The organism is Mycobacterium sp. NGS39 (assembly GCF_059812765.1).
Map to the genome: position 1 here is coordinate 1 of NZ_JCALDH010000021.1, position 12,908 is coordinate 12,908.

Below are 12,908 nucleotides of genomic sequence, written 5' to 3' on the forward strand. Positions count from 1 at the left end.
GCAGGCACAGAGGCCGCGCCGCGCCGCACCCGGCGAATCAGCAACCGATTCTTGCGTGGTCGGCAGCTTCCAGGGTGCTTTCCTTAGCGATGGTTCCTTTCGGCCCTGGGAGCGCCGACCGCGCTTACCCGAAAGAGCAGAGAAACCAATGAATCTGACCCATGAACAGGCAGTTGCGCGCCTGCAAGACATTCAGGCCCGAATGGAGGCTATCGGCGCGCTGGACGAGCCAACGCGCGCCGAGCAGCGGGAATTCGATGACCTGCGCGACGAATTCGAGCAACTCAGTCGGCACCGGTACCTGTTGGAGGTCAAGGCGAACGCCGTCCGCGGTGGCGGCAACGGAGTCCGTCTCGAGGCCGGCACGTCGCAGGGCGGCTACCGCTTGCCCGATGATGTTGATGATCGGGGCGCGATGGGTGGCCTGCGATCCCGCGCCATGCACCAGCTCGACGCTTCGGTGAGGCAGCACGGCCTTCCCGCGCGTGCCGCCGAACTGTGCGAGCAGCTTATCGGCACCGGCCCCGACATCGAAAGAAGTTGGGTAGCGCGGTGGATCGCAGAAAGCGGCAGCGAGCACTACCGCAGCGCTTTCGCCAAAATCCTGCACTCCGGGGAGCAGCGTGCCGCCCTCGAGTTTTCAGCGGCAGAGCGCGAAGCGTTCGAGCGGGTGGCCCGCCTCAAGGCTGAGCAAAGGGCGATGTCGCTGACCGACGTGGCAGGTGGGTATCTCGTACCGTTCCAGCTCGATCCGACGGTGATTCTCACGTCGGCCGGATCGGTGAACCCACTGCTCACGATCAGCCGGGTGGTCAACACGGTTTCCGATGTGTGGCATGGTGTTTCGTCCAACGGCGTGGTCGCGGAATGGCTCGCCGAGGGTGCGGAGGCCAGCGACGCCAGCCCGACGATGGCCGAGCCGACCATCCCGAACTACAAGTGCAGTGTGTTCGTGCCGTTCAGCGTCGAATTGCAAGGCGACGCAACGAATTTGATGCAAGAGCTTGGGCGACTGCTACAGGACGGCGCGGACCAGCTGCTCAACGCCGCACTCACCGTCGGCAGCGGTGTCGGCCAGCCGACCGGCATCATCACCGCACTGGTGGCGTCCTCGCCATCGGTGGTGGTCAACTCCACGACCACCGACACCTTTGCCGCCAGTGATGTTTTCGCGCTGCAAAACAGCCTGCCGCCGCGATTCTCAGCGAATGCCCAGTGGTGCGCCAACCTCGCGATCATCAACGCAGCCAGACAGTTCGAGTCGGCGGCTGGGGCGATCAAATTCCCCGAGCTGGCGCAGAACCCGCCGATGCTGTTGGGCCGCAACATCAACGAGCTGAGCAACATGGACGGGACGATCAACGCGGGCCAAGAGAATTACGTGCTCGTCTACGGTGATTTCTCGAATTATGTTGTGACGCAGCGGGTTGGCTCAACTGTCGAGTTGGTGCCGCACCTGTTCGGCGCCAACCGCAGGCCGACCGGCCAGCGCGGCGTGTGGCTGTGGGCACGTTACGGCGCAGACAGCGTGGCCGACAACGCATTTCGGGTTTTGAACGTCACCTAGAACCTGGCTCTGGCGGGCCGGGTGGTGCACCCGCGATCACCGTTTGGTGGTCGCGGTGCCCGGCCCGCTGGGTCACACCACCACGACGATGCACACACACCGAGGCAACTTCCCGCGCACCTGGCGGCTCATCCTGGCCCGCTTGCACCACGACGAGCACGCCCGCGAGCTGATCGCCGCCGAGCTGGGCGACTGTTCGCACTGTTGGCGGCAGGTTGCCGAGCATCTGGTCGTCCATGTCGCTGACTCGCTGGTGATCAGCGGAGGCTGGGACGGCGCGGTCGGCTACGTCGAGCAGGTGGTGGCCTGCGGGCTTGATGCTTGCGCTGCCGACCCGACGTAGCCGCGTGGTAGGCTGACGCTGCCGACCTGGGTAGCCGCGACGCCTTGACGGTCGGCCATCGTGACGAGGCGAGGCGTGGCACGGCAATCCCATACAACGACAGAGGTTGTCACCATGCCCAACGAGTACCGCGTCGAACGCATAGAACCCGCTCAGAGCGAACCCACGGAGTACCGCGTCGAATTGCTAGGCCCGCCACGACCGATGACGGCATGGCAGTCCGCTGATGTGATCGAGCCGGAAGCCTGACCGAGCGCGGGAAGCCTCACCTATGCCCGGTCGGTTCGGCGGTTCAGCCGCGAAGCCGGTCTCGAATCTCGGACAGTTCGGCGATGTGCGATCGTGCATCGCCTTCGCTTTCGATCACGTCATCGAGTGCCCAGATGAGCTTGTCAAGGTCAGCGTCGGTGAAGTCCGGCGCTCTGCGAGCGCCGCCGTGCGGTAGCGAAACCTCGAACTTTTCGATGCCGAGTTCGGGTTCCTGCTCACTCCACGGGACCTGTTGAACCGGCGCGTCTGGTGGTATGCCCGCGCTGCGGGCGAGGTCCACAAAGTCGTATAGGTCTCCAAATGTCAGCGAGTCGAGCGCGACGCTCACCTTGATATTGGTTGGCATGGGCCGAGCGTAGACCTGGGCGCCGACAATTAGCGGTCGCGAAACGCCCGCTAGGTTTGGCCCTCCCCTCACGGTCGCGCTCGAACGTGTCACTTCGGACGCGCAAGGCTGTCGTTGACCGGCGCTAAAGTTGTCGGGCGTGAATATCCTCTCGGACGAGCAATACCGGGTTCTTGCGTTCATTGCGGCCTGCAACCGAAGCTCATACAGCCCGACAGCCCGACAAGTCATGCTGTGGCGTAACAATCCAAAACCGGCTGAGGCCAAGTATCGCACCGTTCGGCCCGGCCCAACCTCAGCGGGTGGCATCAGTGCGCTACCGAGTTCCTTCAGTGGCCTCGGGGTTGTTGAACAAGCCGACGCAGTGTCCCGAATGGTTAACACGATGCTCTCCAATCGACTTGGTTCGCTCACGCACGGCATTGCGTCGATGTTGGGTCAGTTCTCCGGCAACGCCTACAGGGAGTTGGTAACCCCCGCTGAGACGGTGATCGACCATCTCGTCCGCCTGACGTGGCTAGAGAAGGTGCCTAACGGCGAGGAAGCCGGTTTGCGGCTTACCGAGCTTGGTCGTGCGTTGCTTCGCGACCGTGAACAGGAGCCGACCGAAGAAGACGTCAACGTTGTCGTTCTCGAAGGTCAGGACCCGCTCGCTTACCCGCAGCTAGTCGGACAGCTCGCCAACGCGGGTGCTGGTCTTCTCGTCGATCCTTACCTGAAACTCGAGGGTCTGAGCAGAATTGTCGCCAGTACACAGCTAACGCGACTCCTCGTCTCAGGTAAGACGGGGAAGGCCGAGCTCGCGGCGATGCAAACCCATCTTGACGCTCGTCTTACGCGCCAAGTGGAAGTGCGAAAATCAGCGGACCTGCACGATCGCGTTCTCCTGGCCGAAGACGGGACTGTATTTACGCTGGGTGCTTCTCTCAATGGCGTCGGCAGGAAAACTACCGTTCTGACCCCGATACCGTCGCCCGCACGCGAGTCACTGCGCGCAGAGGTCGAGCGCCTGTGGGCGGAAGCAGAACTCGTTGGACCGCAACCCGTGGAAGTGGAACAGGAAGACGACGACGAAGGCGATGGCCGCGACCGGGGTGAGGAAGTCCGCGACGACGGCGAGGAAATCGACGACGACGCTCCCGAGAGCGAGAGCAGCGATGTTGACGGGCAGCAAGGGGACGCCCGTCAAACTCACTGAATCTACGCTTGAACGCATGGACGAGGAGCGCGTAATGAAAGCGATCCGCGAGCGCAACCGTCGCTCGTGGGAGAAGCGGATCGGCGTGCCAATCGACGACCTGCTGGACGCCATGACGGTCGACGAGCTGCGGGCCGTAGCGACCATTCTCCTTCCCGCGCTGAAACGCAAACAGCGCGACGCCGAGCAGAACTAGGTGAGCGCCTGCGCTCACCTGCCGTCGCGGTCATGCGATCACATGCAAGGTCAGCGCGGGCGCGGGAGGGACGCGCTCAGCGCTGGGAATCGTGCAGCCAGCCCGAGCCAGTTTCTAGCCTTCGGCTGCTTGTTGTGCGAACCTTGTGCAGAGCTGCGTTTGTGCTGATCAGACAGTGCCCCCGGCAGGATTCGAACCTGCGGCCTTCTGCTCCGGAGGCAGACGCTCTATCCCCTGAGCTACGGGGGCGCATCGCCAAGACTTCGCCGAGACGCTGCGCCGTTGGGCTCGCCCAGACTAGCGCATCGCGGCCGTCACCAGCCCATCGGAATGGATTCGGGCTGTAAACGCCCAGCCCATAGGATGGACCCTCGTGACCCCCGCCGACCTGGCCGAGCTGCTCAGGACCACCGCCGCAGCGGTGCTGGTCCAGCATGGCCTCGACGCCGTCGCGCTGCCGGCCACGGTCACAGTGGAGCGGCCGCGCAACCCCGAGCACGGTGACTACGCCACCAACCTGGCGCTGCAGCTCGGCAAGAAGGTCGGAGTCAACCCTCGCGAACTCGCCGGCTGGCTGGCAGAAGAGCTCGGCAACATCGACGGCATCGCCTCCGCCGAGGTGGCCGGGCCTGGCTTCGTCAACCTGCGCATCGCCGCGTCGGCCCAGGGCGCGATCGTCAGCAACGTCATCCAGGCCGGCCCAAACTACGGGCACGCTACGACACTCAAGGGCCGCAAGATCAACCTCGAGTTCGTCTCCGCCAATCCCACCGGACCAATTCATATCGGCGGCACGCGATGGGCCGCGGTCGGCGACGCGCTCGGCCGGCTGCTCTCCAGCCAGGGCGCCGACGTCACTCGCGAGTACTACTTCAACGACCATGGCGCACAGATCGACCGATTCACCCGCTCATTGATCGCCGCGGCTAAAGGTCAGCCGACCCCCGAAGATGGCTACGCCGGCAGCTACATCCACGAGATAGCCGCCCAAGTGCTCCAGAAAGCGCCCGACGCGCTGAGCCAGCCCGACGATCAGCAGCACGAGACGTTCCGGTCCATCGGCGTGGACCTGATGTTCAGCCACATCAAGCAGTCCCTCCACGACTTCGGCACCGACTTCGACGTCTACACGCACGAAGAGTCGATGCACACCAGCGGTCGTGTCGAGCAAGCCATCAAAAGGCTGCGCGAGACCGGCAACATCTACGAGAAAGATGGCGCAATCTGGTTGCGCACCACCGAATTCGGTGACGACAAGGACCGCGTCGTGATCAAGAGCGACGGCCAGCCGGCCTACATCGCCGGCGACCTCGCCTACTACCTCGACAAGCGGCAACGCGGCTTCGACCTCTGCATCTACATGCTCGGCGCGGATCACCACGGCTACATCGCCCGGCTCAAAGCAGCAGCCGCTGCGCTGGGCGACGACCCGGACACCGTCGAAGTGCTGATCGGCCAAATGGTGAACCTGGTCCGCGACGGGCAGCCGGTGCGTATGAGCAAGCGCGCCGGCACCGTCATCACGCTCGACGACCTGGTCGAAGCCATCGGCGTGGACGCTGCCCGCTACTCGCTGATCCGCAGCTCCGTGGACACGCCCATCGACATCGACCTGGCACTGTGGTCGAGCGCCTCGAACGAAAACCCGGTCTACTACGTGCAATACGCGCACGCCCGCCTCTCGGCACTGGCGCGAAACGCCGCCGAACTCGGTGTGCAACCGGACACCGGTCACCTTCACCTGCTCACGCACGACCGCGAAGGCACGCTGATCCGCAACCTCGGCGAATTCCCGCGCGTCCTCAAAACCGCTGCTGCACAACGCGAACCGCATCGCATCAGCCGTTACCTGGAGGACCTGGCCGGCGACTACCACCGCTTCTACGACACCTGCCGAGTACTGCCCCAGGGCGACGAGCCGCCCACCGAACTGCACGCCGCCCGGCTGGCGCTGTGCCAGGCCACGCGCCAAGTCATCGCCAACGGCCTGGACATTCTCGGTGTCACCGCCCCGGAGCGCATGTGATCGCCCATCCGGCCGGACCTCGCCACGCGAAGGAAGTGCACCCTGCCGCCGCCCCGCCGAAGCCGCAGACCGCCGAAGAGCTGCTGGCCCTCGCGCCGAACGTCTGGCCACGCAACGTCTTTCGCGGCGACGACGGGGTGGTTCGAATGGCCGACGTGCCCGTCACCGACCTAGCCCGCGAGTTCGGCACCCCGTTGTTCGTGATCGACGAGGACGACTTCCGCGGCCGTTGTCGCGCGATGGCCGCCGCGTTCGGTGGCGGGGAGAACGTCCACTACGCCGCGAAGGCGTTCCTGTGCACCGAGATTGCGCGCTGGATCGCCGACGAAGGGCTCTGTCTGGACGTATGCTCCGGCGGTGAGCTCGCGGTCGCCCTACGCGCGAATTTTCCGCCGCAGCGGATCGCGTTCCACGGCAACAACAAATCGGTCGGCGAGCTGACCGCCGCCGTGCGGGCGGGCATCGGTCACGTCGTGGTGGATTCCATCACCGAGATCGATCGGCTGAACGCGATCGCCGGTGAGCAAGGCACCGTCCAGGATGTGCTGGTCCGCGTCACGGTCGGGGTGGAGGCGCACACCCACGAATTCATCTCCACCGCGCACGAGGACCAAAAGTTCGGGCTGTCGCTTGCCGGCGGCGAAGCGATGGCGGCCATTCGCCATGTCTTCGCGGCCGACCATCTGCGGCTGGTGGGCCTGCACAGTCACATCGGCTCGCAGATCTTCGACGTCGCCGGCTTCGAGCTGGCGGCGCACCGCGTGATCGGACTGTTGCGTGACGTCGTCGCCGAATTCGGAGTGGCCAAGACATCTCAGATCTCCGCGATCGATCTCGGTGGTGGCCTTGGCATTTCCTATCTTCCGCACGACGACCCGCCACCCGTCGAGGATCTCGCCGCCAAGTTGTCCGGCATCGTGCGCCACGAGTCAGCGGCCGTGGGGCTTCCTGAACCGCGGCTGATCGTCGAACCCGGCCGCGCGATCGCCGGGCCCGGCACCATCACGCTGTACGAGGTCGGGACGGTCAAAGACGTTGCGGTCACGCCGCACGCAAACCGGCGCTACGTCAGCGTCGACGGCGGAATGAGCGACAACATCCGCACCGCGCTGTACGGCGCCGAGTACGACGTGCGGCTGGTGTCCCGCAGCAGCGATCGACCCGCGGTCCTCGCGCGCATCGTCGGAAAGCATTGCGAGAGCGGCGATATCGTCGTCCGCGACACGTGGGTCAATGACGACGTGAAGCCGGGCGATCTGCTGGCGGTCGCGGCGACGGGCGCGTACTGCTATTCCATGTCCAGCCGTTACAACATGATCTGCCGGCCGGCTGTCGTGGCCGTGCGCGATCGGCGAGCCCGCCTGATCCTGCGCCGGGAGACGGTCGACGATCTACTGAGTTTGGAGGTGACCACCGGATGACAGGCGACGAAAAGCCCGTAGGCGTAGCTGTGCTCGGGTTGGGCAACGTGGGCAGCCAGGTGGTGCGAATCATCAACGACAGCGCCGCCGATCTGGCCGCCCGCATCGGTGCCCCGCTGGAGCTTCGCGGCGTCGGTGTCCGCCGGGTCGCCCCCGACCGGGGAGTGCCGGTGGAGTTGCTCACCAGCGACATCGACGAGTTGGTGTCGCGCGACGACGTCGACATCGTCGTCGAATTGATGGGACCGGTCGATCCTGCGCACAAAGCCATTCTCGGCGCGCTGGAACGCGGCAAGTCCGTGGTCACTGCCAACAAAGCGCTACTGGCCCAGTCGACCGGCGAACTGGCGCAGGCCGCCGAGCGAGCACATGTCGACCTGTACTTCGAAGCCGCCGTCGCGGGCGCCATCCCGGTGATCCGCCCGCTCACGCAGTCGCTGGCCGGTGATTCCGTGCTGCGCGTGGCCGGCATCGTCAACGGCACCACGAATTACATCCTGTCCGAAATGGACTCCACCGGAGCCGATTACGCATCCGCGCTGGCCGACGCGAGTGCGTTGGGCTACGCCGAGGCCGATCCCACCGCCGACGTCGAAGGCTACGACGCCGCCGCGAAGGCTGCGATTTTGGCGTCCATCGCCTTCCACACCCGGGTCTCGGCCGACGACGTCTACCGGGAGGGCATCACCAAGGTCACCCCCGCCGACTTCACCTCGGCGCGCGCCCTGGGCCGCACCATCAAACTGCTGTCGATCTGTGAGCGGATCACCGGAGACCATGGGCAGCAACGGGTTTCGGCCCGTGTGTATCCGGCGCTGGTGCCGCTGAGCCATCCTCTCGCGGCGGTGAACGGCGCGTTCAACGCGGTGGTCGTGGAAGCCGAAGCGGCTGGACAGGTGATGTTCTACGGCCAGGGCGCCGGCGGCACGCCCACGGCGTCGGCAGTCATGGGCGACGTGGTGATGGCGGCTCGCAACCGCGTGCAGGGCGGCCGCGGCCCGCGTGAGTCGAAGTACGCCAAGCTGGCCATCGCGCCGATGGGAATGATCGTCACCCGCTACTACGTCAGCATGAACGTCGCCGACCGGCCCGGTGTATTGGCCGCTGTGGCAGCCGAATTCGCGAAGCACGAGGTGAGCATCGCCGAGGTCCGCCAGGAGGGTGTGGTCAGCCAAGAAGGTCAGAGAGTCGGCGCTCGGCTGGTGGTCGTCACCCACGAGGCCACCGACGCGGCGCTGTCGGACACCGTCGCCGCGCTGGCCGGGCTCGACGTGGTGCAGAACGTCGCGAGCGTGCTGCGGTTGGAGGGGAACAGCGAATGACCGCGACGGAATCCACGGTGCATCAGCCCTGGCCGGGGGTGATCGCCGCGTATCGTGACCGCCTGCCGGTGGCCGCCGACTGGACGGCAGTCACCCTGCTCGAGGGTGGCACTCCGCTGGTGTTCGCGCCGAGATTGTCCGAAATGACCGGCTGCACAGTGCATCTCAAGGTAGAGGGCGCCAACCCCACGGGCTCTTTCAAGGACCGCGGCATGACCATGGCGGTCACCGACGCCCTCGCGCGGGGCCAGCAAGCAGTGCTGTGCGCGTCGACGGGCAACACCTCGGCGTCCGCGGCGGCGTACGCAGCACGCGGCGGTATCACCTGCGCGGTGCTGATTCCCCAGGGCAAGATCGCAATGGGCAAGCTGGCCCAGGCCGTCATGCACGGCGCCAGGATCATCCAGGTCGACGGAAACTTCGACGACTGCCTCGAACTGGCTCGTAAGACCACCGCCGACTTTCCGACGGTCGCGCTGGTGAACTCCGTGAACCCCGTCCGCATCGAGGGGCAGAAGACCGCCGCGTTCGAGATCGTCGACGTGCTGGGCACCGCGCCTGACGTGCATTCCCTGCCGGTGGGCAACGCGGGCAACATCACCGCGTACTGGCGTGGCTATACCGAGTACCACCGCGACGGGCGCAGCGACAGGCTGCCCCGGATGCTGGGCACCCAGGCCGCCGGTGCGGCACCTCTGGTGCACGGCGAACCCGTCAAGAATCCCGAGACGATCGCGACCGCGATCCGGATCGGCTCCCCGGCGTCGTGGGGGCCCGCAGTGGAAGCACAGCAGCAGTCCGGGGGCCGGTTCCTGGCGGCGACCGACGACGAGATCCTGGCCGCGTACCACCTCGTCGCGTCCAGCGAGGGCGTGTTCGTCGAACCGGCATCGGCGGCCAGCATCGCGGGCCTGCTCAAGTCGGTGGAAGACGGCTGGGTCCGCAAAGGGTCCACGGTGGTGTGCACGGTGACCGGCAATGGACTCAAGGATCCCGACACCGCCCTGAAGGGCATTCCGCCGGTATCGCCGATTCCGGTGGACCCCACTGCGGTCGTCGAAAAGCTGGGCCTGGTCTAGATGGAGTCGCCACCGTGACATCCGCTCTTCCCGCCGGATTGACGGCCAGTGCCGTGGTTGCGGCGTCTTCTGCGAATCTCGGCCCGGGGTTCGACAGTCTCGGTCTGGCGCTGAGTCTGTACGACGAAATCGTCGTCACGACAACGGAATCCGGGCTTCAAGTCGAGGTGGAGGGCGAAGGGGCGGGCCACGTTCCGCTGACGCGTGAGCACCTGGTGGTTCGGGCCGTGGAGCGCGGGCTCGCGGCCGCCGGGGTTGCGGCTGCCGGACTTGTGGTGCGCTGCCGCAACGACATTCCGCATTCCCGGGGGCTCGGGTCCTCGGCAGCCGCGGTGGTCGGCGGGCTCGCGGCTGCGAATGGTCTTGTAACACAAGCGGGTTGGCCATCGATGAGCAGCGCCCAACTGATCCAGCTCGCTTCGGAGGCCGAAGGGCATCCCGACAACGCTTCAGCTGCTGTACTCGGTGGTGCCGTGGTGTCGTGGACGGAAAGCGACGGCGATACCGACAAATACTCGGCCGTGCCGTTGCGGCTGCACCCCGATATCCGCATCTTCACCGCGATCCCCGAGGAGCGGTCGCTTACCGCCGCCACCCGGGTGCTGCTTCCGGGCCACGTCAGCCACGAGGACGCTCGCTTCAACGCCAGCCGGGTCGCGTTGCTGGTCGTCGCGTTGACCGAACGACCGGACCTGCTGTTCACCGCGACCGATGACGTGCTGCACCAACCGCACCGCGCCTCCGCGATGCCGAGGTCGTGGGAATACCTGCGAGTGCTGCGGCGTTACGGTGTCGCAGCGGCGCTCTCAGGAGCCGGACCAGCGGTTATCGCGCTGACTACCCGGTCTGAGTTGCCCGCCGAAGCCCTCGAGTTCGGTGTGGCCAACGACTTCACTGTCCGTGAGATGTCGGTCGGCACGGGGGTGCGATGGACCTCAGACGTCGTGGCACCTCGCTTGCCGCGATGACAAACACAGTGGCCGACGCCTAGTGGCGTTTCTTGCTTCCGCCCCGGAAGCGGGTTATCCTCGGTGCCGTCCAGCAATCGCAGCTTCTACCTGCGCCGACAGTAGGACGACCACCAATTCTTCTCGGGGAATGACGGTTCGCCCGACAGCTGCGAACCGATGCGATCACCGTTGCAACTACAGCGGTGGGACATAAGCACCCAGCGGATCGCTGAGTGCAACGAACCCCTCGTATGGCGAAACTGCGAGGGAAAGAAAGGACATCCGTGACCGATACGGACCTCATAGCGGCTGACAGTGGCGCCGAACACCCAGAGTTGCCCACCACCGTGACAGCCGAAATCTCGAACTCTGCGCCCGCCGAAGCGCCGGCGCGTGACCTCAAGACTGACGGTGGACTGGCCACCATGGTGCTGCCGGAATTGCGCGCACTGGCCAACGAGGTTGGCGTCAAGGGCACCTCGGGCATGCGCAAGAGCGAGTTGATCGCCGCCATCCGCGAACACCGCGGAGAGTCAATCAACAAGGGCCGCAACGGCGATGCGTCGGCCGCCGAGGCTGCCGCAGGGCAGGCGACAGATAACGCCACGGACAAGTCAACCGAGAAGGCGCCGGAGAAGGCGCCCGCCAAGACCGTCGACAGCGCGCAGAGCGGCGGCGAGAAGACCGAGACACCTGCCGCCGGGGACGCGGCCAAGTCCGATCAGGCCAAGTCCGATCAGGCCAAGTCCGATCAGGCGCAGGGCGACGGTGCTGCCAAGACCGCCGACGACACCAAGACCGACACCCGCCAACGCGGCGACCAAGCGCAAGGCGACCAGGGCCGCAGCGACCAAGCGCAGGGCGACCAAGCCCGCGGCGACGACGACGGCGAAGGCCGACAGGGCCGTCGCGGCCGTCGGTTCCGGGACCGCAGGCGGCGCGAACGCGGTGCCGAAGGCGGCGGCGGCGAAACGGAATTGCGGGACGACGACGTCGTACAGCCGGTCGCCGGCATCCTCGACGTGCTCGACAACTACGCGTTCGTCCGCACCTCCGGCTACCTCGCCGGCCCCAACGACGTGTACGTCTCGATGAACATGGTCCGCAAGAACGGTCTGCGCCGGGGCGACCACATCACCGGCGCGGTGCGTCTTCCCAAAGACGGCGAGCAGCCCAACCAGCGGCAGAAGTTCAACCCGCTGGTGCGCATCGACACCGTCAACGGCGGCCCGGTCGAGGACGCCAGGAAGCGCCCCGAGTTCGGCAAGCTGACCCCGCTGTATCCGAATCAGCGGCTGCGCCTGGAGACCACCCAGGACCGGCTGACCACGCGGGTCATCGACCTGATCATGCCCATCGGCAAGGGCCAGCGTGCGCTGATCGTGTCGCCGCCCAAGGCCGGCAAGACCACGGTGCTGCAGGACATTGCGAACGCGATCACTCGCAACAACCCCGAATGCCACCTGATGGTGGTGCTGGTCGACGAGCGGCCTGAGGAAGTCACCGACATGCAACGCTCGGTGAAGGGCGAGGTCATCGCGTCGACGTTCGACCGTCCGCCGTCCGACCACACGTCGGTCGCCGAGCTGGCTATCGAGCGCGCGAAGCGCCTCGTCGAGCAGGGCAAAGACGTGATCGTGCTGCTCGACTCGATCACCCGATTGGGCCGTGCGTACAACAATGCGTCGCCCGCTTCCGGCCGGATCCTGTCCGGCGGTGTCGACTCGACCGCGCTGTATCCGCCGAAGCGGTTCCTCGGCGCCGCCCGAAACATCGAAGAGGGCGGCTCGCTGACGATCATCGCGACCGCGATGGTCGAGACCGGCTCGACGGGCGACACCGTGATCTTCGAAGAGTTCAAGGGCACCGGCAACGCCGAGCTCAAGCTCGACCGCAAGATCGCCGAGCGCCGGGTGTTCCCGGCCGTCGACGTGCACCCGTCCGGCACCCGCAAAGACGAGTTGCTGCTGTCCCCGGACGAGTTCGCGATCGTGCACAAGTTGCGCCGGGTGCTGTCGGGTTTGGACTCGCACCAAGCCATCGATCTGCTGATCTCGCAGCTGCGGAAGACCAAGAACAACTACGAGTTCCTGATGCAGGTGTCCAAGAACGCGCCTGGGCCGGTCAACGAAGAATTCGCCTCCTAACGGAGACGACGGAAACGGCCGCCTTGCGGTGACGCAAGACGGC

At 65.9% G+C, this 12,908-nt stretch carries 12 protein-coding genes and 1 tRNA gene; 11 read left to right on the plus strand and 2 right to left on the minus strand.

From position 1 onward, the window contains the following. From AC5Y39_RS20930 to AC5Y39_RS20940, 3 genes are all read left to right on the plus strand, one after another. The coding region (locus AC5Y39_RS20930) for a phage major capsid protein (protein ID WP_500048284.1) at positions 1-1,567 on the plus strand (1,567 nt) is incomplete at its 5' end. Between the two features lie 55 nt (positions 1,568-1,622). Then, entirely contained in the window at positions 1,623-1,910 is a 288-nt protein-coding gene (locus AC5Y39_RS20935; protein ID WP_500021588.1) for a hypothetical protein, read from the plus strand. A gap of 114 nt (positions 1,911-2,024) precedes the next feature. Further along, complete coding sequence (locus AC5Y39_RS20940; protein WP_500021590.1) at positions 2,025-2,159, plus strand: hypothetical protein; 135 nt, start codon at positions 2,025-2,027, stop codon at positions 2,157-2,159. Positions 2,160-2,202: 43 nt separating this feature from the next. Here the strand turns inward: AC5Y39_RS20940 and AC5Y39_RS20945 are convergent, their stop codons facing one another. After that, entirely contained in the window at positions 2,203-2,526 is a 324-nt protein-coding gene (locus AC5Y39_RS20945) for a hypothetical protein (RefSeq protein WP_500021592.1), read from the minus strand. A 139-nt stretch (positions 2,527-2,665) separates the two neighbouring features. On the opposite strand from AC5Y39_RS20945, the gene AC5Y39_RS20950 reads away from it, so the two are divergent. Continuing rightward, positions 2,666-3,724, plus strand: a complete 1,059-nt coding sequence (locus AC5Y39_RS20950) for a hypothetical protein (RefSeq protein ID WP_500021594.1) — start codon at positions 2,666-2,668, stop codon at positions 3,722-3,724. A gap of 16 nt (positions 3,725-3,740) precedes the next feature. Next, positions 3,741-3,920 carry a hypothetical protein gene (locus AC5Y39_RS20955; protein WP_500021596.1) on the plus strand — a complete coding sequence of 60 codons (180 nt, stop codon included), beginning with the start codon at positions 3,741-3,743 and terminating at the stop codon, positions 3,918-3,920. 176 nt (positions 3,921-4,096) lie between these two features. On the opposite strand, the gene AC5Y39_RS20960 is transcribed toward AC5Y39_RS20955, so the two are convergent. Next, positions 4,097-4,169, minus strand: a tRNA-Arg gene (locus tag AC5Y39_RS20960). Between the two features lie 124 nt (positions 4,170-4,293). On the opposite strand from AC5Y39_RS20960, the gene argS reads away from it, so the two are divergent. The 6 genes from argS to rho all read left to right on the plus strand — a co-directional run bounded on the left by argS (position 4,294) and on the right by rho (position 12,865). Further along, positions 4,294-5,946 (plus strand): arginine--tRNA ligase, encoded by a 1,653-nt coding sequence (gene argS, locus AC5Y39_RS20965; RefSeq protein ID WP_500021598.1) that lies wholly within the window; start codon positions 4,294-4,296, stop codon positions 5,944-5,946. Between the two features lie 35 nt (positions 5,947-5,981). Continuing rightward, a complete protein-coding gene (lysA, locus tag AC5Y39_RS20970; RefSeq protein WP_500021634.1) occupies positions 5,982-7,367 on the plus strand; it encodes a diaminopimelate decarboxylase in 1,386 nt (461 codons plus the stop codon). Then, positions 7,364-8,689, plus strand: coding sequence for a homoserine dehydrogenase (locus AC5Y39_RS20975; RefSeq protein ID WP_500021600.1), 1,326 nt, complete (start codon positions 7,364-7,366; stop codon positions 8,687-8,689). The genes lysA and AC5Y39_RS20975 overlap by 4 nt, the downstream gene beginning before the upstream one ends. After that, positions 8,686-9,768 carry a threonine synthase gene (gene thrC, locus AC5Y39_RS20980; protein ID WP_500021602.1) on the plus strand — a complete coding sequence of 361 codons (1,083 nt, stop codon included), beginning with the start codon at positions 8,686-8,688 and terminating at the stop codon, positions 9,766-9,768. The genes AC5Y39_RS20975 and thrC overlap by 4 nt, the downstream gene beginning before the upstream one ends. Positions 9,769-9,782: 14 nt before the next feature. Further along, positions 9,783-10,736, plus strand: coding sequence for a homoserine kinase (gene thrB, locus AC5Y39_RS20985; RefSeq protein WP_500021604.1), 954 nt, complete (start codon positions 9,783-9,785; stop codon positions 10,734-10,736). Positions 10,737-11,077: 341 nt separating this feature from the next. Further along, positions 11,078-12,865, plus strand: a complete 1,788-nt coding sequence (gene rho / locus AC5Y39_RS20990) for a transcription termination factor Rho (protein ID WP_500021636.1) — start codon at positions 11,078-11,080, stop codon at positions 12,863-12,865. Positions 12,866-12,908 lie beyond the last annotated feature (43 nt).